At 58.3% G+C, this 20,057-nt stretch carries 24 protein-coding genes; 2 read left to right on the top strand and 22 right to left on the bottom strand.

Annotated elements, in window-relative coordinates; translation table 11 throughout:
- Positions 1-42: 42 nt before the first annotated feature.
- Both erdR and NTD87_RS13385 read right to left on the bottom strand, forming a co-directional pair.
- Positions 43-693 (bottom strand): response regulator transcription factor ErdR, encoded by a 651-nt coding sequence (erdR, locus tag NTD87_RS13390; RefSeq protein WP_262114422.1) that lies wholly within the window; start codon positions 691-693, stop codon positions 43-45.
- Between the two features lie 210 nt (positions 694-903).
- Entirely contained in the window at positions 904-1,662 is a 759-nt protein-coding gene (locus NTD87_RS13385; protein ID WP_262114421.1) for a tRNA-uridine aminocarboxypropyltransferase, read from the bottom strand.
- Between the two features lie 189 nt (positions 1,663-1,851).
- Between NTD87_RS13385 and NTD87_RS13380 the strand changes: the two genes are divergently transcribed.
- Both NTD87_RS13380 and NTD87_RS13375 read left to right on the top strand, forming a co-directional pair.
- Entirely contained in the window at positions 1,852-2,277 is a 426-nt protein-coding gene (locus NTD87_RS13380) for a quorum-sensing-regulated virulence factor family protein (protein ID WP_262114682.1), read from the top strand.
- Between the two features lie 562 nt (positions 2,278-2,839).
- Positions 2,840-3,958: a TIGR00730 family Rossman fold protein gene (locus NTD87_RS13375; protein WP_262114419.1), complete on the top strand. Its 1,119-nt coding sequence runs from the start codon at positions 2,840-2,842 to the stop codon at positions 3,956-3,958.
- Positions 3,959-4,002: 44 nt separating this feature from the next.
- On the opposite strand, the gene recX is transcribed toward NTD87_RS13375, so the two are convergent.
- The 20 genes from recX to NTD87_RS13275 all read right to left on the bottom strand — a co-directional run bounded on the left by recX (position 4,003) and on the right by NTD87_RS13275 (position 20,019).
- Positions 4,003-4,470, bottom strand: coding sequence for a recombination regulator RecX (gene recX / locus NTD87_RS13370; RefSeq protein ID WP_262114418.1), 468 nt, complete (start codon positions 4,468-4,470; stop codon positions 4,003-4,005).
- 8 nt (positions 4,471-4,478) lie between these two features.
- Positions 4,479-5,531 (bottom strand): recombinase RecA, encoded by a 1,053-nt coding sequence (recA, locus tag NTD87_RS13365; RefSeq protein ID WP_054595966.1) that lies wholly within the window; start codon positions 5,529-5,531, stop codon positions 4,479-4,481.
- A gap of 83 nt (positions 5,532-5,614) precedes the next feature.
- Positions 5,615-6,115, bottom strand: a complete 501-nt coding sequence (locus tag NTD87_RS13360) for a CinA family protein (RefSeq protein WP_262114416.1) — start codon at positions 6,113-6,115, stop codon at positions 5,615-5,617.
- An 82-nt stretch (positions 6,116-6,197) separates the two neighbouring features.
- Positions 6,198-6,734 carry a lysis protein gene (locus NTD87_RS13355; RefSeq protein WP_262114415.1) on the bottom strand — a complete coding sequence of 179 codons (537 nt, stop codon included), beginning with the start codon at positions 6,732-6,734 and terminating at the stop codon, positions 6,198-6,200.
- The gene (locus NTD87_RS13350) at positions 6,716-7,279 is read right to left on the bottom strand and encodes a glycoside hydrolase family 19 protein (protein ID WP_262114414.1); all 564 of its coding nucleotides are present in this window, start codon (positions 7,277-7,279) and stop codon (positions 6,716-6,718) included. Before NTD87_RS13350 ends, NTD87_RS13355 begins: the two co-directional genes overlap by 19 nt.
- A gap of 15 nt (positions 7,280-7,294) precedes the next feature.
- Positions 7,295-7,903, bottom strand: a complete 609-nt coding sequence (locus tag NTD87_RS13345) for a tail fiber assembly protein (RefSeq protein WP_262114413.1) — start codon at positions 7,901-7,903, stop codon at positions 7,295-7,297.
- Positions 7,904-7,910: 7 nt separating this feature from the next.
- Entirely contained in the window at positions 7,911-9,002 is a 1,092-nt protein-coding gene (locus NTD87_RS13340) for a phage tail protein (protein ID WP_262114412.1), read from the bottom strand.
- Positions 9,003-9,093: 91 nt separating this feature from the next.
- On the bottom strand, positions 9,094-9,312 hold the full coding sequence (locus NTD87_RS13335; RefSeq protein WP_262114411.1) for a hypothetical protein: 219 nt from the start codon (positions 9,310-9,312) through the stop codon (positions 9,094-9,096).
- A 13-nt stretch (positions 9,313-9,325) separates the two neighbouring features.
- On the bottom strand, positions 9,326-10,294 hold the full coding sequence (locus NTD87_RS13330) for a hypothetical protein (protein ID WP_262114410.1): 969 nt from the start codon (positions 10,292-10,294) through the stop codon (positions 9,326-9,328).
- Positions 10,295-10,316: 22 nt separating this feature from the next.
- Positions 10,317-10,757, bottom strand: coding sequence for a phage tail assembly chaperone (locus NTD87_RS13325; protein WP_262114409.1), 441 nt, complete (start codon positions 10,755-10,757; stop codon positions 10,317-10,319).
- A gap of 12 nt (positions 10,758-10,769) precedes the next feature.
- Positions 10,770-11,981 (bottom strand): carbohydrate-binding protein CenC, encoded by a 1,212-nt coding sequence (locus NTD87_RS13320; RefSeq protein WP_262114408.1) that lies wholly within the window; start codon positions 11,979-11,981, stop codon positions 10,770-10,772.
- 10 nt (positions 11,982-11,991) lie between these two features.
- Complete coding sequence (locus tag NTD87_RS13315; RefSeq protein ID WP_262114407.1) at positions 11,992-12,591, bottom strand: YmfQ family protein; 600 nt, start codon at positions 12,589-12,591, stop codon at positions 11,992-11,994.
- Positions 12,579-13,619, bottom strand: coding sequence for a baseplate J/gp47 family protein (locus tag NTD87_RS13310; protein WP_262114406.1), 1,041 nt, complete (start codon positions 13,617-13,619; stop codon positions 12,579-12,581). The genes NTD87_RS13315 and NTD87_RS13310 overlap by 13 nt, the downstream gene beginning before the upstream one ends.
- A complete protein-coding gene (locus NTD87_RS13305) occupies positions 13,609-14,007 on the bottom strand; it encodes a phage GP46 family protein (RefSeq protein WP_262114405.1) in 399 nt (132 codons plus the stop codon). The genes NTD87_RS13310 and NTD87_RS13305 overlap by 11 nt, the downstream gene beginning before the upstream one ends.
- Positions 14,007-14,516: a phage baseplate assembly protein V gene (locus tag NTD87_RS13300; protein WP_262114403.1), complete on the bottom strand. Its 510-nt coding sequence runs from the start codon at positions 14,514-14,516 to the stop codon at positions 14,007-14,009. Before NTD87_RS13300 ends, NTD87_RS13305 begins: the two co-directional genes overlap by 1 nt.
- A gap of 192 nt (positions 14,517-14,708) precedes the next feature.
- On the bottom strand, positions 14,709-15,749 hold the full coding sequence (locus tag NTD87_RS13295) for a phage baseplate assembly protein (RefSeq protein ID WP_262114402.1): 1,041 nt from the start codon (positions 15,747-15,749) through the stop codon (positions 14,709-14,711).
- A 3-nt stretch (positions 15,750-15,752) separates the two neighbouring features.
- Positions 15,753-16,991 (bottom strand): DNA circularization protein, encoded by a 1,239-nt coding sequence (locus NTD87_RS13290; protein WP_262114401.1) that lies wholly within the window; start codon positions 16,989-16,991, stop codon positions 15,753-15,755.
- Positions 16,978-19,227, bottom strand: coding sequence for a phage tail protein (locus tag NTD87_RS13285; RefSeq protein WP_262114400.1), 2,250 nt, complete (start codon positions 19,225-19,227; stop codon positions 16,978-16,980). Before NTD87_RS13285 ends, NTD87_RS13290 begins: the two co-directional genes overlap by 14 nt.
- Positions 19,228-19,378: 151 nt before the next feature.
- Entirely contained in the window at positions 19,379-19,675 is a 297-nt protein-coding gene (locus tag NTD87_RS13280; protein WP_262114399.1) for a phage tail assembly protein, read from the bottom strand.
- Positions 19,672-20,019, bottom strand: coding sequence for a phage tail tube protein (locus tag NTD87_RS13275; protein WP_262114398.1), 348 nt, complete (start codon positions 20,017-20,019; stop codon positions 19,672-19,674). Before NTD87_RS13275 ends, NTD87_RS13280 begins: the two co-directional genes overlap by 4 nt.
- Positions 20,020-20,057: the final 38 nt, after the last annotated feature.

Genomic DNA, 20,057 nt, shown 5'->3' with positions numbered 1-20,057 from the left:
GCTAGATCAACAGAAGTTAAAAAAGCGTGAATGAAAGAGCCTTTAATGGCTCGAAATTGACTCTAGTTGTTGCAAGAGCAACGCCGCTTGAGTCCGGGTACGCACACCCAACTTGCGGAAAATCGCCGTCACGTGCGCCTTGATCGTCGCCTCCGAAACACTCAGTTCGTAGGCAATCTGCTTGTTCAGCAAACCTTCGCAGACCATGGTCAATACACGAAACTGCTGTGGCGTCAGGCTCGCCAGGCCTTCGCTGGCAGCCTTGGCCTCATCCGAAACGCTGACCGCTTCGAATGCCTGCGGCGGCCAGAAGACGTCGCCATCGAGCACAGAGCGCACGGCTTGCTGAATCACTTCCAGTGAGCTGGATTTGGGAATGAAACCGCTGGCCCCGAATTCACGGGAACGCACCATGATCGAGGCTTCTTCCTGAGCCGAAACCATCACCACCGGGATCTGCGGGTATTGGCCGCGCAACAGCACCAGCCCGGAAAAACCGTACGCGCCCGGCATGTTCAAGTCCAGCAGCACCAGGTCCCAGTCAGCCTTTTCGGTCAGGCGGGTTTCCAGTTCGGCAATGCTCGCCACTTCCACCAGACGAACCTCGGGGCCCAGGCCCAGGGTCACGGCCTGGTGCAGCGCGCTGCGAAAGAGAGGGTGGTCATCGGCAATCAGGATTTCGTATGTGGCCATCTTTCAAATGATCCTGTTTTTATGGCAGACCTGATGCATTCAGGCCCCGCCAAGGCAACTCGAGGTACCGCCAGACAGCGGCACCAACAGGGCACGTTCAACGCCAAGAACCCATCAACCGGCGTTTCAATCTTTGGCCGCACCCCAATCGGCGCCAAGGATGCCCAGCGACGCCTGGGTGGTCAAGCCGCAAACCCTTATGAGCGACTCTCAGTACCTGTCAGGCACTGCGTGCTCAAGGAAGGGCAGCAGTTCTGCATGGGCGGTCGTGGAAACATTCAAATCCAGCTGATGTTTCGCATCAAGGTAATGCTGGCTGAATACCTCGAAGTAAGCGTCCAGCGCCGATGCGGCGTCCAGGTCTCCTGCCAGTTCCAGGCAGAGTGCAGCGACCTCTGCGGTGCACAGGTGCTCGCTACGGGTGGACCGTCGCAAACGGTACCGTGAGAGTTTCTCCGGCAGCAGGCTCAGTATCGGAAAAGCATCGAAATAAGGGCTTTTCCGGAAAATCTTTCTCGCTTCAGTCCAGGTTGCGTCCAGCAGAATGAACAACGGACGCTTTGCACTGGCAACATCAACCGTGTGGGTCACCCGCTCCTGCGCCACGTACTCCCCGGGAAACACCAGGTAAGGCTGCCATTGCGGGTCAGATAACAGCTTGATCAGTTCGGGGTCGACTTCGGTACGCGACCAGATGAATGCGAAGTTATCCGTCACCACGTCAGCGATCAGCCAGCCGGTATTGCTCGGTTTGAACACCTCCTTCCTGGTCATGATCAGGCACACACCCGCCCGCGATTTGACCTGAGGACGCCAGCTGCACAGGCAGTGACTCTCGATCACCCGGCATGTGTGGCAGCGAGGCGCCCTTGAACCACGGGCCAGAAAAGGCTTGGTACTCTCCTCTTCGCGCTCATCGCGCAAGCGGGCTACAGCGTTCATGGCGAAACGCGAAACGGCATGACTCATCGCTGGCAACGCCGGCGGAGAAGGAAAATCGACACGAAACACACTCGGCAGGGCAGAAAGTCGTGGCAGTTTACCAGAGCAGCCCGCCCAAACCTGTACCCGCCTACCTTGCTCCCCTATAATCTGCCGCCACTGAACGCACCGCCATGTGGCTGGTCGAAGCACCAGTCACTGAACCAGGAGAGTTTCATGCTGCGCCTTATCCCTCCCACCGCTGCCCTTCTGCTGGCCCTGCCCTTCAGCGCGCACGCCGCTTCTCTGAATGATTTGAATCTGGGCAAGATGCTGGAGAGGGTTGCTGCGGAAAGTAACGTCGGCTTGCCTCGGGAAATCAATGAGAATCTTCTCGACCAAGGCTATACGGTTGAAGGCAAACAGCTGATCGACCACATCAGCGTGCAATCAGGTTATGCCGACGAAATGCGTGCCAATCCGAAAGCGGTTTATCTGCAACTGGGCGCCAGCGTTTGCCGCAACGCGAACTACCGCAAGCTGATGGCCAAGGGCGCGATCATGCGTTACGACTTCTCGGAAAACAAAACCAATCGGCCCGTAGGCTCGGCCAGTTACCAGGAATCGGATTGCCCTGCGCAGACTGCACAAAAGAAAAAGTAATCTCTGCGAACCTGCGCGTCGTTGCTCATCAACGGCGCGCAGCTCTACCCCCAGCACCTGCCAATAAGCCGAGGGCTGTTCTTAGCCTTTGCGCAATGACTCCCCACACCTCCTGAAGCCTTGCGCCTTGCCCTGGACGCAATGTTGTCTTGTTGTGCCTGTAACTTAGTAAATCAGAGCGCTGGCCATCCGGCCCAGGTTCTGACGGGCGGTGAAAGCCGGCTGCAAACCCGCAATAAATTATTGCCAGCGAAGACTTTCGAAGACCATGATCAAGTCAGCGCAACTCACTGCGAGCGTCTAGATTCAGTGTATTGGTGTTCAATGTTGAAGGCAGAAAAGGGGCTGCCCATTCAGAGTCTTGTAGTGCGAACGTTTCTTTCATCCAAGGGATAAACAGAACCCATCTGGATGACTCGACCGCCACTCCAATGCGTCACGGTCATGTCGAGTCGGGTGTAGTACCCAGCCCTCATTGCGGGCTGACAGCGACACAAGCAGTGTCGCGGCTCAGGCGAATTTCTCGTTCGGGCCGAAGGTTCTGTGTAGAAGGAGAAGTTTAATGCCTTACCAACCGAATGACCTTCTGGTGCGTCATTTTCAAAGCAGCGGCATCGATCTCACCAGCAAGATCGAAGAACAACTCAACCTGGTTTCACCCAACAGCCCGAATATTCCGATTTATCGCGACATGATGTTGACTGTCTTGCGCATGGCGCAAGAAGACCACAATCGCTGGAACGCCAAGATCACCCTGCAAGCCCTGCGCGAACTGGAGCACGCCTTCCGTGTGCTGGAGCAGTTCAAGGGACGACGTAAAGTGACCGTTTTCGGCTCGGCACGTACGCCGGTGGAGCATCCGCTGTACGCCCTGGCCCGGGAACTGGGCGAAAAACTCGCTCAATCGAACCTGATGGTCATCACCGGTGCCGGTGGTGGCATCATGGCCGCAGCCCACGAAGGTGCAGGCCGGGATCACAGCCTTGGATTCAATATCACACTGCCCTTCGAGCAGCATGCGAATCCGACCGTCAACGGCACCGACAACCTGCTGCCCTTCCACTTTTTCTTTACCCGCAAACTGTTTTTCGTCAAAGAGGCCGACGCGCTGGTGCTCTGCCCAGGTGGCTTCGGCACCCTGGACGAAGCCCTGGAAGTGCTGACCCTGATCCAGACCGGCAAAAGCCCGCTGGTTCCCGTGGTGTTGCTGGATGCTCCTGGCGGCAGTTTCTGGGAAAGTGCGCTGGACTTTATCCGCAATCAACTGGAGGCCAACCGTTACATCCTGTCGAGCGACCTGAAGCTGATTCGTCTGGTGTACACCGTCGATGAAGCTGTCGCGGAGATCAATCAGTTCTACAGCAACTACCACTCCAGCCGCTGGCTGAAGCGTCAATTCGTGATCCGCATGAATCACACACTCAACGACCATGCGCTCGAGCATATGCAGGAGGCTTTCGCCGACCTGTGCCTGAGCGATCATTTCCATCAACACACCTACAGTGGCGAGGAGCACGACGAGGCTCAGTTCAGTCACCTGGCGCGACTTTCCTTCGCCTTCAACGCCCGTGATCACGGACGCCTGCGTGAGTTGGTCGACTACATCAACCTGCCGGAAAACTGGGCTACGACTCAGCCCCCGACATCACAGCGCAAACGAGAACAGATCAAGGTGACTTGATCAAAAAAAAAGGCCCGACTATCGAGATAGTCGGGCCTTTTCAGTCAGTCCTCCATTCCTCGGCCGCTAAATAGCCGGCCAATCATTTCCATGGAATATCCCCGATAGGCGAGGAATCGTCCTTGCTTGGCGCGCTCGCGGGCGTCTATCGGCAAATGACCGGCAAACTTGCGCCGCCAGGTGTCTTCCAACTGTTCTTGCCAGCTGATTCCGCTTTCACGCAGGGCGAGTTCGATATCGGCACGTTGCAAGCCACGCTGGCTCAACTCTTCGCGAATACGCAAAGGGCCATAGCCGGAACGGGCACGATAGGAAACAAAGCTTTCGAGGTATCGGGATTCGGACAGCAAGCCCTCTTCCGTGAGTCGGTCGAGTGCTGTGTCGATCATTTCATCGGGAGCGCCGCGCTGACGCAATTTACGCGTCAGCTCGACTCGACCATGCTCGCGTCGCGCGAGCAGGTCCATTGCGGTTCGCCGCACCGCGACGAGGGTATCGAGTACGGCGGTCATCGGATCAATCAGATATCAGCGTCAGCCAGATCATCAGCGGTCTCTTTGACCGGTGAAGCTTTGACATCTGGAGTCGGTGTCAGCAGCTTGTCGCGAATCTGCTTTTCAAGGGTGGCAGCGATGTCCGGGTTGTCCTGCAGGAACTTGGCCGAGTTGGCTTTGCCCTGACCGATCTTGCTGCCGTTGTAGGCATACCAGGCACCGGATTTCTCAACGAAGCCGTGCAGTACGCCGAGGTCGATCATCTCACCGTTGAGGTAGATGCCCTTGCCGTAAAGAATCTGGAACTCGGCCTGACGGAACGGCGAAGCCACCTTGTTCTTGACGACTTTGACGCGGGTTTCGCTGCCAACCACTTCGTCGCCTTCTTTCACCGCGCCGGTACGGCGGATGTCCAGACGAACCGAAGCGTAGAACTTCAGCGCGTTACCACCGGTGGTGGTTTCCGGGCTGCCGAACATCACGCCGATTTTCATCCGGATCTGGTTGATGAAGATCACCAGGCAGTTGGCGTTCTTGATGTTACCGGTGATTTTACGCAGCGCCTGGGACATCAGACGGGCTTGCAGGCCCACGTGCATGTCACCCATTTCGCCTTCGATTTCAGCCTTCGGCACCAGCGCCGCCACGGAGTCGACGATGATCACGTCAACCGCGTTGGAACGCACCAACATGTCGGTGATTTCAAGGGCTTGCTCGCCGGTGTCCGGCTGGGAGACCAGCAGGTCGTCGACGTTGACGCCCAGTTTGCCGGCGTATTCCGGGTCCAGTGCGTGCTCGGCGTCGACGAATGCGCAGGTCGCGCCGGCTTTTTGAGCCTGGGCGATCACGGACAGCGTCAGTGTGGTTTTACCGGAGGATTCAGGACCGTAGATTTCAACGATACGGCCTTTTGGCAGACCGCCAATGCCGAGTGCGATGTCCAGACCCAGAGAGCCAGTGGAAATAGCCGGGATCGCCTGACGGTCCTGATCGCCCATACGCATTACGGCACCCTTGCCGAATTGACGTTCGATCTGACCCAGGGCCGCAGCCAAGGCTTTCTTCTTGTTGTCGTCCATTAAAGTCCTCACGTAATCAATAAGGCCTGACGGCCAACACCTGTATAAGTAGCCAGTATTATTCCACAGCGTTTCGGGATCGCCTACCCCTGATTTGAGATTTCTCCGGCGGCATACTGCAGCAACCCCTCTAGCGCGGCCTTCACCGTTTGTCGGCGGACCTCATCGCGGTTGCCGGGGAAGTGTCGGCGCTCGGAATACACGGCATCTCCGACCCCCCAGGCCAGCCACACGGTGCCCACCGGTTTGTTTGGCGTACCGCCGTCCGGCCCCGCTATACCGCTGACCGCCACGGCAAAACGCGCGCGACTCTTGTGCTGGGCGCCACGCACCATGGCCTCGACCACTTCACGGCTGACCGCCCCGACCTCAGTGAACAACTCGGCCGGCACATTCAGCTGCTGGGTCTTCTGGCGATTGGAATAGGTGACATAGCCGGCCTCGAACCACGCCGAGCTGCCGGCAATCCGGGTGATTGCCTCGGCGATCCCGCCGCCCGTGCAGGATTCGGCCGTGCTGACGTGGGCATTGAGAACCTGTAAACGCCGGCCTAATTGCGCGGCAAGCTGGGTGATTTCGTTCACGACTCTCTCCTAAATCAGGCGGGCATGCGCTCTACCGTACACGAGCAAATCACGCTTGCAAGACACAGGCTAGATCAAAATGTTAGTGAGCAAGCGCTCTGACATAGGTCTGACAGGCCTGCAAGGCAATCAGTCCGCTGTCGCCTGCGTCGGTGATGCCGATAATTCGTTGAGCATGCGCCGGGTCAAGTCGGGCTCGTGTGGTTCCATGAACCACGCCGCTGGCGCCGGTGGCGGTTGGCACTGCACAGTCACTGGCAACATCACTGGCGTCGAGGACGACTGACAGGCGCAGATCAGCAGTGGCAAGACGGTCGCGCAGGCGACCTTGATCACGTTGCGCATCGCTCAAAGCCTTTGAGTAAGTTTTATCGCTGGCCTGGAGCCGTTGCTCCAGGGCCAGGCGTTTGTCCTGCTCGGCGCGCTGTTGATTCGCGGCCGCCAGGGTCAGTTGGTTCAGCGTCTCGCTCTGCAACCGGGCTTGTTCCGCCAGTTGCCGAGCGTAACGCCAGTCCTGAATCTTCCAGGCCAGCGCTCCCGCACCGCCAGCCGCAATGGCCAGCAGTACAACGACACCAATGAACCGGAAAGAAACCGGCATCAGACCGAAGGCAGGCATAACACCGCCCTCGCCCGAGCCCAGAGCTGCAAACGATCCTCCAGCCCATTCAAACCACCGTTGATCCGGCGGGTAATGCTGTTGAACTGGTCACGATCGGCCAACTCGTTCAAACCATTCTGCTCCCAGAACCAGGCTGCCGATTCGGCGGCCCATTGCGGTTGTTCCAGCAACTCGGGTTGATCCAGCAAACGCTCATCACCAAACAATCCGAGGCTGCACTGGCGATAGTTGTTGCGCCCGGTGATCTGAATCAACCCACGCCCCCGGTAACGCTGACCGTCACCGTCAGCTTCAGGCGTGTTGCCCAAGCGGATGGCCAGCGCGCCGGTGTCGTATTTGCTTAGGTATTGGTCGCAGCCCAGTTCACGCACGTAACGCAACTGCCCCGACTCATGACCGACTTGCGCGAGGAACGCGGCGATGCGTTTGGGGGTGTTGATCTGGTGGTTAACCATGGCGCCGTTGAGGGCGGAAACGAAAACGCCGGCTTGAGGGCGGGCGTTGGGCATGATCTTGAGCAGTTGCCCTTCTGTTACAGGCATGAGGATGTCCTTGAGTTACTTTTGTTTAGTGCGAAAGAGCGAGAGCAGCGAATTCGCCGGTTCCTTGGGTTCGGAAAACGTCAATATCGGCCACTCGACTTCAAGGGGATAACCTGCCTGTTGTTCGATGCGGTTCAAGGCAACGCAGTAGCGTTTCCAGTCCAGCAGGGCTGACTGCTCCTGTTGCGTGGCGTCCCCCAGTTCAACGGCATATTGAAGCGGCGCGATACGCATGGCGGCTTCGCGCAGGCGGTTGTCTCTAGCCTCCTGAACACTTGCCAGTTCAGCCGCGCCTTTCGCCGACTGATCAAGTTGCCAGTCGCCATCGAGCCAAACGTAATACTGGCCGGGCCAGGGTTTATCGGTGAAACCATCGGGTAGCTCGCCCAACTGTTCCCAGTTGGTCGATGTACCTGTTTGCGTTTGAAACACTACGCCACGACGGTCACGCAATGCCTGGGGAGCGCCATTAACCCAAGCCCATACAAAACCGTTTTCAGGTTCGGTAAGTTCGTCAGGTAACTCGACGGCATTACTCGGCAGTTGCACACCAAGACCCGGCGTCACAAACAGTGTGACCGGACCGCTCAGAACACCGGCGTCGTCAAATAAATAATGAAACATGGACACCTCAGATAATCTTGATTCGACCTGGATAGGCAATATTTCGCGGCCGGGACTTGAAGGAGTAGAGCAAGGTATTCGCGGTATCCATCTGATAGACAGTGCCCGCTGGATAAGTAGGCCCACCATTGGCGACTGCAGAGTTGCGCGCTTCTTCCTGAGTATCCGCACCCATCGATATGAGGCTGTCGGACCATCGAGATCCAACGGCACCCGCGTTCTGAGCGCCAAACGCATAGGAATGGTAAGTACCGGATTGAGCCGACCCCGGTACACGTCCGGTATCGACAGTTCTTCCTTCAGACAGTATTCGCAAAAACTCTCCTCGCCCCTCAGGTCCGCGAAATGTCAGCGCACCATCTCCCGTGGTCCATCCGCCTTCATTACCGAGCCGATTCGCCTCCGTTTTCAGCATCCCGGACTGCTGGGCGTGATCCCACAGCCATGGCCATTCAGCTCGACTCAAGACAGAACCGTTTAGCGCACCGTATCCGCCAGGGCTCAGGAGAGTCGTCGTTTCAAAAAAGGGTCGCCCCAGGGGAACACCATCGAACCGCCCAACGGGCCACCAGCTACCGGCACCATCGCTGCGCAGATGCCACCAGTCTCCCGCCCCCATCAACACCAGAAATGGATAGCCGGCAGGACGAAGGTGGGTATGAAACTTGATCGTGTCCGTCCCCATGCACTGGACTGTCAGTCGGTTGCCGCTGTTATCCAGCCGCCTCACGATGACGTCACGCACACCCAACGCTACATCGGCGGCAGGCAGCAGCACGGTGGTTGAATCCGACCCTGCATTGACCAGCACGAGCCCCAACTCCTCGGGCAGCAATGCTTTGGAGCCAGAGACACTGGTCACCAACGAAAGCATCGGACTCGCCTTCGCCATGGTTACCTTCAATGCCTTGAGCAACTGACCGTTGTCTGCTTCAGCCGGTGTCAGTCCCGCACTAGCAATAACCGTCAGCAGTTCCTGGGTAACGCTGTTACCCCAGGCAGCCGGAATCAAAGATCCCGGCGTACCGGCAACCGGGTTTTCATCAACAAACTTGCCATTCACCAACCCTATGCCGGATACACTTTTTGGATAATCCACGGCTTAACTCCTGATCTGGTTTCTGTGAGCCACCCCATAAGTTGGCGCGGCTTGCAGCGCACGCCACACATGCAACTGGACTTGACGCCACTCAACGCAGGAATGAAAACGCCCGTTTCAGGACGGGCGTTGAGGAAGATTGACCAGCGCTTGTGGCGCCGCCCATTTTTCTTTTGAATTCCGTGTACCGCTCATCATCTATCGAAACTGCGCCTTGGTTTTCCCAAAAGCTCACATCTTGCGGGGCCGAAAACTCCGCAATAATCGTCTTACGCTGTTCACTGTCAAACTGAACGTTGACCACATCCACGACTCACCCCCTATCAATGAAACGAATAGCTACTGATATACACTTCAAACTGTGAAAACCCGGCAACACCCTGACAATACAGATAGACAGTTTGATTGCCGATTACGGGCATTGAGTAGTTACCTGCGATACCGGCCCCCGCACCAAGAGTACCGGCAATAATTTGCTGTCCCACTCCACTATTACTAGCGTTCAACACCAGATTGATATAGGACGTAGTGGTGGAACCATTGGCGATAGTCAACTCACCGCCAATCTCAAATGCGCTCGGCGGAATAATACCTGCAAGGGATAACGGCGAAGCATTTAAAGTCGCTGTACCAGAATAAGCCTGCACCAATGGTATATAAACTTTGCGCCCCCGCTGCACCCCGATCTTAAACATACCGAGCGTATCCGTTGCCCAGACACTTATCAGCGCCGAAGCATTATATCCAGCCGGCATCCTGCCGCCGTCATACACTCCCGGCGCGACGATCAACGTACTGTTTACCGCCAAAATCCCACTATCGCCAGTAGCGGAGTTATAGATTGCATACAACGCAACAAATCCATTTATCGGGGCTGAGCCTGTATCCATTCCTCCGACGCCCGTAGTGGTCAGGTTGATCGTTTTATTAAAATTCCCCAGCCGATAACCCGCCCCTCCCATTGCCGGTTGAACCGTCAACTCATCCGCTTTAAACGTCCCGCTTAAAGAAGCTACCGGTATCGAAAAACTCGCATTCCTCAGCAATCCAGAAATAGTACCAACCCGTTGCGAGGATGCATCCACCAGCTTATTAATCGCTTCCAGCAACTGTTTATTGTTTGACTCGGAAGACGTCAGCCCAGCGGCACCAATAACCCCCAGTATTTCTTCAGTTACTCCATTCCCCCAACTCGCGGGAATCAAAGACCCCGGCGTCCCGGCTACCGGATTTTCATCGACAAACTTGCCATTTACCAGACCTACGCCGGGTGCACTTTTTGGATAATCCAATGTTCCACTCCTTACAATTTTTCTATTGAGTGATGGAAGCTTCTACCGGTTTCACAGATTTTCTGACCCGTGCTTTTCTAACGGGAGCGGCCATAACGCTGACGGGGGCAAGCAGTACCGGCCGCGCTGTCAATTCGGGGAATGCTTCGGCAGCCGGCCAATTCCGCAAGTTGCGGCGATACGTTTGCAGGTTTTCGTACTCTGCGGCGGATAACGTCGTTGCAATCCCCGCCTCCAACTCGTCGCGATGCCTTGCAATTACACCGTCGGTTAGAAACAGTTCGGAGTCACGCCAGGCACGTTCAGCCCCTTCCTGCCCAGGATTAGAGCTCATAGGGAGTGATTCACCGCCGTGACTCAGCCACTCCTGATAGGTAATCCAGTCACGATTGGCTGGATCTTCGGGAATAAAAACCGAGTCAGCGAGACGGCAAACTCCGCTCGTTATTAATTTATAGTGCATCTTGCGTCACTCCTAAAGTTCAGCATCCGCCGTAGCGTGGATGTAATAAGACTGGGGGACGAGTGCAACATCGAAGTTATCCACCCACACACCTCGCGTAGACACGGTATAGGGCCGAGCATTAGCGGAAGAAATCTCGTCGCTCCCTGATCGCCATTGACCCAGTGTTCCGTTCGGTATGGGCCTGTATAGGCTAATACTTGGAGTTGCTCTTTTTTCAACCTTGAAGGACCACTGCGCTAACGGCTGGGAGGAAAAGCTGGACTGGCCCACTTTGACTGTCGAGATAAGGGATCCGGCAATCGAACCTGTGGAGTCGCCCGGCGGAACATCCTGATTGAATGTTTTCTCAAAGTAGCGCTGACAAAGAATCAACTCGTCTGCCGGAGTACGAAACTCAAAGGGTGTGGACACTGGCCCTTCTTCGAGTTGAACGTGCGCCAGATCAATGGTCTGCATGACATTCAACGGAAGTTCAAATGTCAACCTTAGATAGTCGCCTCCTGCGGTGCCCACTGACTTGCCGGCCACAGAGGGAACTTGAAAGGTCGCACTGTACTTGGCCCACGAACTCTTGAATTGAAATGTACCGATGGTGCCCGAGGCATAGGCTGATCCACCCACTCCAAAATATTGCCCAAAAGAGACTGTCACCTGCCGCGTCGTGTCAGCTTTTGCCCAGAACGTCACAGTGGCCGCTTTGTCCGCCAAGGTCCTCACCGACTCAATGGCCTGGGAAATCGTATGAGTGGTGGAGCCTGCTCCAGCGGTCACTTGCTGCCAGCGCAGGAAAAACTGAGGTTCGTCAGGAACCTCGGTTTGTCCTAGCGCAAAATTTTGACGGGAAATGTTAATACCCGCACCGTCCCAGTCACAACGAAATCGGTCCGCGATGTAACCACCGATAGTCGGGCCACGATTAGAAGGGCCTCGCTGCCAGACATCAAAGTTGCCGTTGATCAGCAGGTTCTTGCGATAAACCTGCACCGGGAAACGCTGCAGCGGATCAAGTTTCGCCAACTGCTTGATCGCCAGGGTGAGCTGGTTAGTTTGATCTTCTGCCGGCGCCATCCCGGCCGCACTGATCGCACCCACAATCTCCTGCGTCACCGCATTGCCCCAACTCGCCGGAATCAATGACCCAGGTGTCCCGGCGACCGGGTTTTCATCGACAAACTTGCCATTCACCAGCCCTACGCCGGGTGTGTTTTTTGGATAATCCATTTCCTATCCCCTAGTCATAATTGATGTGCACCAACGTATGGGCCGGTGCGCTGCGGTGGATCAGGCATTCCAGCGCTGAGCCCGGGTTCATGCCGAAGCGTTCGCCCCAGTAACTGGCACCGAAACGCCGCCCCAGCAGCAGGCGGCCGCCAGTGTTGAGGGTCCACATGAACTGCGCCTGCCAGGTGCCGAAGTGCGCCGCACCGAAACGCGAGCGGCCCATACGCGGCGCTTCGAGTTCGGTGATGGTGGCGTTCGGGTAGCCTTGGGTTCGGGCGATTTCGACGTAGTAGCTGACCGCTTGGCTGCCGACCGCGAGCAGTCGTCGGCGTACGGCGAGACGGCGATCGTCGAACAGCGGGGTCAGCCCCAGACACGGATCGGGCAGGTTCATCACCCGCTCCCAGTCCGGCACCAGTTCGCTGACGCCGGCCGGGTCCATTTCATTGAGCAGGTCGGCGGCGCGAGCATCCAGTCGCGCCAGCTCCTGGGAGATGTCTTCCAGGACTTGCTCCAGTTCCGGAACCCGCTCCGGGTCCCAGGCCGGGCCGCTGGGCAGCAGGCTGCGCAGTTGCGCGTGGTACTGCGCGGCGGTTCTTATTCCAGCCATACGCAACCTCCGAACGTCAGCAGCTGATTGCTCGCGGCAGCAACGTCGGCGGCTGGCGCAACCAGTTTGTGATCGTTCTCGCCGGTGGCGCTGCTGATGGCTTCGGCGATATGGGTCAACAGCAAGGTCTCACCGAGCCCGGCCTCGCGGTTGTGCAAATCGCGCAACTGCGCTTCGACGGCGGCGCGCACGGCGCTGGTGTCGGGGGTCAGGCGCAGACTGTAGGTCACCGGCAACTGCACCGGCGCCAGCACATGCACCTCGGCGGTGACCGGGCGCAAAGGCTCGATATGCGCCTGGACCAAAGCCAGTTGCGTTGCGTCCGGAACCGGTTGCGGGTCATCGTCACGCATGACGAACAAACCAACCGTACCCGGCCCCAAGTAGCTGCCGCGACACCAGGCGCGGGTAATCCCCGGGCACTCCAGCGCCCAGGTTTCATAGTCCTGTGCCGAGCCGCCGTGAGGGATGATGCGGTACGAGCGAATCACCCGCGAGCGCAGCGATTCGACGCTCTCGCGGGCAATGCCACCGGTCAGTCCCGGCGCCAGCACCGTGAAGACTCCGCCGATCCCCTGGATCGGTTGCACCGGGATTAGCGTCATGCCCGCATCGGCATTGCCGAGGGAACCGGCGTCCAGCGCGGCGATGGTGGTGCTGTTGAAACCGTTGCCGGTGGTGCGGGCGGCGGTCACTTTGTAGGTGCGACCGTCACTCGATTGCAGCAAGGTGTCGACATCCAGCACCGCGCCAGCCGTAGCGGTGAAACTGACGGCTCCGCGAGCTGATTGCGCCGCGTTACGCGGCTGGTTGAGGCGTAGCGCGGCGATGCGTTCCAACGTGGGTTCATCGGCCTTGTCCGGCAGAATCTGCTCGGCGATCCAGTCCAGATAGCCATACAGGCCAAAGGCTGCACCGCCGAGGGTTCGGGCCAGAACTTGCGCATCGGACTGGCGCAGCGAATCGCTGGCCAGGTCGCTTTGGGTGCGCTTGATCAGCACCGGCAGCGAAGGCGTTTCAAACGGCATAGGTCACCTGCCAACTGTGTTCAGGGTTGATGTCCAGTCGCTCACCGTCGGCCAGTGTCAGCACCGTGCGCAGGTTCAAGCGCTGGTCGTCGAGGCGTTCGCTGAGGATCTCGATGGCGCTGCAATGGCCGTCGTCGATCAGCCATTGCAGGGCTTCGCGGGCATAAAATTCGGCGTCGAGCTGGGTCTGCCGGGTCAACTTGACCCGACGCAGCAACCACAGCCGCGAGCCGATACGGTCGTCGGCCACCGTGGGAAAACTGTCGCCCCACCAGCCGAAGCGTTCGTCGTCATCAAGGAAGTCATCGTCGGCGGCGCGGCGCCAGGTGAAGAGACTGATCAGCACCGAACGGGTCAGTGCGGCTTTGAGGTCATGACTGATAAACATCACTGGCCTCCTGCGGGTGCGGCGGTCTGGCCATTGCCCGGCTGGACGCCTGGGTGCACGTGTTTGATCTGGCTGATACCGCCGGCGATTTGGTCACCCTGGGAGACGATCTTGCCGGTCTGGGTCAGGGTCGGCGTATCGATGTTCACAGCGGTGCTGGCGCGGATGTTCAGCGTGGTGGTTTCGATGTCGATGATCCGTCCGCGCTTGAAGTGGACTTTGTCACCTTCATCGGTGTAGATCGCCACTTCGCCGGGGGCGAGTGCCTTGAGGCGATAGCGGCGGTCGGCGACCACCAGCACCACGGCGTGAGAGCGATCGCCACCGAGAAAGGTCGCGATCCCTTCGGCGCCGGCCAGCGGATTGCTGGTGAAACCGTAGGGCTCGAAGTGCTCCATGTCATCGTTCACTTCGCCAGCGGTCAGGCGCATTTGCAGCGATTGCAGCTTGGTAGCCGAATTGGCGAGCACGACAGTGCCGCGCGCCAAGAGGCGTGTCAGTAGGCTCATTGGGTTTTCCTTGGATATCGGTGAGGCCCGGCACGGCGATGCACTCTGTAGCAGCTGCCGAAGGCTGCGTTCGGCTGCGTAGCAGTCGTGAAGTCAGGCGCTGCGGTACTTCAGGTTAATCGTCGATACAGGTTTCACGGCCGCTACGCGCCCGAACGCAGCCTTCGGCAGCTGCTACGCATTAACGTGAACTCAGGATTTGGGGGGCACCGGGTTGGCGTCGAAGGTATGCGGTGGCGCCACTTGCAGGGTGGTAATGGAGCCCTGTTCAGAGAGCGAGTAAGTCACCTTCGAGATCAACAGGTCCTGGTCAAAGCCCAGCACTTTGTCGATCACTCGTACCAGCGTGTTGTGCCGCCACAAGTCGCCGTTGGTTTGCCGCCAGCCTTGCACGCGGTAGGTCGTCGTCAGGGCTTTTCCGGTGCGGGTGGCGCTTTCCCAGTCGGCGCGTTGCTGCGCCAGTTCTGACGTCAGTTGAGCGCTTTCGCTGATCACCGTGACCCGTTTGCGTTGGGTCGTGGCATCGGTTGCCACACCTGACACTTCGCTCACCGCGCTGCCGCTTTGGGTGTCGCTGCCCTTGTGCTGACCGATCACCCGGTATTCGGAAAACACCTGGCTGAAATCCATCGGCGCGTTGGCCGAGAGGATGTTCTTGCCCAGTTCCAGCACATCGCTGGCCCGTCCACCGCTGCCCGGTTTCGCCAGCAGCACTCGGCCTTCGGCGTCATCCGTGGAGAACACCCGGTACAAGGTCAGCAAGCGGTCGATGGACTGAAACACCGTTTCTCCAGGGACGATGCTGTGTTTGTTCAGCTTGGCGGTTTGTGGGATCTCGCTGACCACGCCCACGCCATAAGGCGACGCCAGGGCCTGGACGATACTCAGCACGCTTTGTTCCTGCCATTGGCTCGGACGGTTGATCGCCGCGCAATCCACCAGGTCCTGGGTCAGCGAACTGCCCTCGATGCTCAGGCTGATCTGCTTGCCGTCGTAACTGATCGGCGCCTTGTAGACGTGGCCAGTGAGTACCAGATCGCAACCAATTCGCACCTGACAACGCGAACCCGGCTTGATCGGCACTGCCAGGGTTTGCCCCGGCCATTGCCAGGTGATGTTGAGTTTGAAAGTGCGGAACTGACGCTCCAGGTCCGCACTGATTTCAACGCTTTTCCAGCCGCCATAATCCAGACCGTCAACGGTCAGGCTGACGGCATTTGCAAGTTCGGTCATGGCTTACTCCTGGGCGATTTTCAGGTCGCCCACAGGCAGGAATCCAAAGTGAATCACACCGTTGCGTTGCGTCACTTCGCCCACCCGCGTGGCATCCCCCAGGTACTGATAGGTGAGCACCAATGCCGGCATGCTCTGATTGGGAGACAGGGTAATCAGCCGCACACCGGACGACGCCACGGCCGTCAGGTGCCCGAACAATTGCTGGCGCAATGCATTGAGCGCTTGATAGTGCACAGCGTCCGCCTTGAGGGCGGCTTGCCAGATCGCTTCGTTGAGCGCCTCACGCAAGGCCAGCACATCGTCGGCCACCGGCACGTCCACTCGCCGCACCGGCTGTACGGCTTGCTGTGCCAGGGAGGGCGTGGAGTTCAATTTGACCACGGGAGTGGCCACCGGCATCAACGCCACCTGATAGCCGAGTTTCACCAACAACGCGTCCTGCACCAGATTGGCCATGGCCTGAGCCGCCGCCACGGTGTCCTTGCCGGTGGTGAGCTTCGGTGCATCGATCTTTTTCACCGCCTCTACCTGCTGCGAGACGTTGGCGAGCACACCACGGTAACCCTCACGCGCAAAGTCCCCGAGTTCCTTGATGTCGCCAAGCAAACCCTTGAACTCCGCGCTCACTTCACGGGGCAGTTCCTTGATGGCCTTGACCAGCAGACTGAGCTCCTTGTAAGTCTCGATCAGCGGCTTGAACTCGTGCTCGATAACCTCGTAGACCTCTTTGAGGCTATCGCGCAGTTCTTTGATGCCGATCCGCGCCGCCTTGATAAGGCTCATGGCCTCTTCGAAGCGGCGCACCATCGATCCCAACAGGCTGTCAGCCGACACCAGCAATTGCATGCGAGTGTTGACCTGAGCGGTGGGAAACTGCAGTGGCTGGTCGGGGTAGAACTTCAGGGCAAACGTCACCAGCCCGCCGTCCTGGCGGGTCTGGGTCATTTCGCACTCACCGACCTTGACCTGCATCCGCCCCAGCCACGGATGAACCAGTTCACCCGCGCCCTCCTCCAGCGCCTTGAGCAGTTTGTCACGCTGCTCCAGGCAATCGGGCCCGACGATAAAGGCCGTCAGGTCGTGGATCTTCGCCTGTTGGCCAAGGCCTTCGAAGAACGGTTGGTCACGCTGGGGATACTCATGCAACTGGCCTTTCTGACCGACCGGGGTTTTCGCCTGATCGACCCAGAATCCGACGCCGCGAAACGACGCCGGCAACAAACGATCACGCCAACTCATTGGAACCTCCTAGAGAAAGTGAGCGATAGCCGATTTGTGACGTCAGGGCCAGACCCGGTTGGTTGGTTTGCGGCGGGTCGGTGCGCATCCCGGCCGGTGCGTTTTCAAAGCGCACGGTCAGGCCGCCCTCCAGTTGCGCGCGGTTGTTGGCGGCGCTTTGTTGCACCAGGGCGTTGGAGCCTTTAGGCAAGTCGCTCGGCAGCGACGGCTGCTCGCTACTGGCACCGAAGAACGCTGGCGCCAGCTCACCCTTGCCTTCGGCGTTGGTTTTCTGTTGTGCCTCGGTCAAGCCTTCGACCTTGCCGGTAACTTTCGCAATGACGCCATCTAAACCGCCGCTGAACATTTCCTTGATCGGCGCGATAATCGCCTTGAGCTTTTCCCATAGCCCACTGAACCACTCCGTGATCGGCGCCCAGTGCGTGGTGATCATCTCCATCGGTGACCAGTCGAACAGCGTTTTGAACAGTTCCCCGACCGGTGCCGTGACGCTGGTCAGTGAGTCCCACAAGCCAGAGAAAAACCCACTCAGTGGCTCCCAGGCCGCATTGACTACAGCCATCGGCGACCAGTCGAACAGACCTTTGAAAAGGTCCGCCACCGGCTGTGCCATGACCTCCAGGGTTTGCCACAACCCCGAGAAGTAATTGCTCAGTGGGTCCCAGACCGCGCTGACCAGCGTCATCGGCGACCAGTCGAACAGACCTTTGAAAAAGTCCGCCACCGGCTGTGCCATGACCTCCAGGGTTTGCCACAACCCCGAGAAGTAATTGCTCAGCGGGTCCCAGACCGCGCTGACCAGCGCCATCGGCGACCAGTCGAACAGACCTTTGAAAAAGTCCGCCACCGGCTGTGCCATGACCTCCAGGGTTTGCCACAACCCCGAGAAGTAATTGCTCAGCGGGTCCCAGGCCACGCTGACCAGCGCCATCGGCGACCAGTCGAACAGACCTTTGAAAAAGTCGACCACCGGTGCCGCCAGTGCCCGCAGCACATCCCAGGTTGCAGAGAAGAAACCCACCAACGGCTTCCAGTTGTTGATCACCATACCCAGCGGCGACCAGTCGAAAAGCTTCTTGAAAAAGCTCATCACGGGCGCGGCCAACGCCCGCAACACATCCCAGGTCGCCGAGAAGAAACCAACCAACGGCTTCCAGTTGCTGACCACCATTCCCAGCGGCGACCAGTCGAAGAGCTTCTTGAAAAAGCTCATCACGGGTACAGCCAGAGCGCGCAGCAAATCCCAGATCGCTGAAAACAGGCCCACCAGCGGCTGCCAGTGACTGGCAACAATGACCAGAGGGTGCCAGGAAAACAGCGTCTTGAAGAAGTCCATGACGGGTGCCGCGACCGCCTTGATGCCATCCCAGAGCGAACCGAAGAATTCGCTGAGCGGCGCCCAGGCCCCCTCGATCACTGTCATGGGCGACCAGTCGAAGACCGACTTGATGGTGTCCCAGGTCTGCGCCGTCGACTCACCGATCGGTCCCCAGAGTTCAGACACAAACCCGGTGATCGCCCCCCAACTCTTGGCCAGCGCCTCAACCGGTTTCCAGTTGAACAGGCCCCTGAATACCGAAAACGTCGATTCGGCGGCACCTTGCATGGTTTTCCAGATACCGCTGAAGAATCCCGAAATCGGCTTCCAGTAAGCCACGATCAAACCCGCCGCCACAGCAACCACGGCGGCAATGATCCCAATCGGCGAAGCCAGCAGCCCGAGCACCGCAGCCGCCCCCATGGCACCCGTGGTGACCACCGTGAATGCCACGGCTGCCGCTGCAAGCCCCTCGACCAGCGAAGGGTTGTTCGCCACGAATTCACCCACCGCGCTGATCATCGGCGTAAGCGCAGTGACCACACTGTTGACCGCCGGTAACAGCGCCTGCCCTATCTTCAGGGAAACGTCGTCCATCGCGTCGTTGAATTGCTTGAGGTTGGTCGCCGTTTTACCCAGCTTGATATCGGGCGGTTTCAACGCCTGGAGTTTTTCGCTCTTTTGCTCGAGTTCGTTTTCCGCTGCAACAGCCTTCTTGATGCCGTTTATAAACGGCTGCACCAAACCGCCGCCCTTGATGAACCCGGATACATCGAGCTGGCCGAGGCCACTTTCCTCCATGCTTTTTCTGAATTTACCGATTTTTGCGCGAATACCCGTCAGCTCGGCCTCCAGCTTCTGGGCACCGAGCATGGCCACGGACATGTTCACCGTGGCCTGGACGTTCGTTATGCTCATGCTTGTTTGTGTATTCGCCATCACTGCACCTGCTGCATCGCATTGATCCGTTGCGCGTGCTCCAGTGATTCGCGGAGCACGTCCAGTGGCCTGGCCATCATCTGTTCGGGGTCAACCTTCCAGAACCAGGCCAGGTCATAGGCGACAGCGATCAGATCGGTGATGGCGCCGATGCCGCACTCATGAAAAAACTCGCAACGGCCCAGCTCAAGGCGTTGAGGTCAGCCAGGTCCAACTGGTTGACCGACGACGGCGGAATGCCGGCGCACACCGCGATGTATTTGGCCGCGACGTCCATGTCCAGGCTCACTTCTTCGCTCTTGTCGATCTTGTACGGCAGCGCCTTGATCGCCCGTACCTCCTGCACCGTCGGACGGCGCAGGGTCAGTTCGGTCAGTGGCTCGCCATGGGCCTCGATGGCCACTTGCAGCTTCACGAGCTGAGTCATAGCCAGGTCCCCTTCACGCCTTCGAAGACCAGCGCGATGGACGCGTCATCGCCCTTGGAAATCGGTGCATCAATCAGATAGGCACCGGCCAGCACGAAGACTTTGCCGTTATTGAATTCGCAGGTAACGGTCATGTCGGTACCGGCGATCAGCTGCTTGAGCGGGAAGTCCGGGGTGTGCAGCGCCGTGACTTTGAACGACGGAGTGATGTCGGTTTCCTTGTAGAAACCCGGCACCAGTGTTTCGCGCTTGGTAGACATCAGCGGCGCTTCGCAGCCACCGTTGATGGTCAGTTGAGCGCCGTCCACTTTGACGTAGCAGGTGCCCGCAATCAGTTGACCCATGGTGTTTCTCCCTTCAATAAAAAGCCCACGCGAAGTGG

The organism is Pseudomonas sp. 6D_7.1_Bac1 (genome assembly GCF_025465945.1).
Classification (GTDB): domain Bacteria; phylum Pseudomonadota; class Gammaproteobacteria; order Pseudomonadales; family Pseudomonadaceae; genus Aquipseudomonas.
Note: the sequence above shows the minus strand (reverse complement) of the source record. Positions and strands in the feature narration are given on the sequence as shown.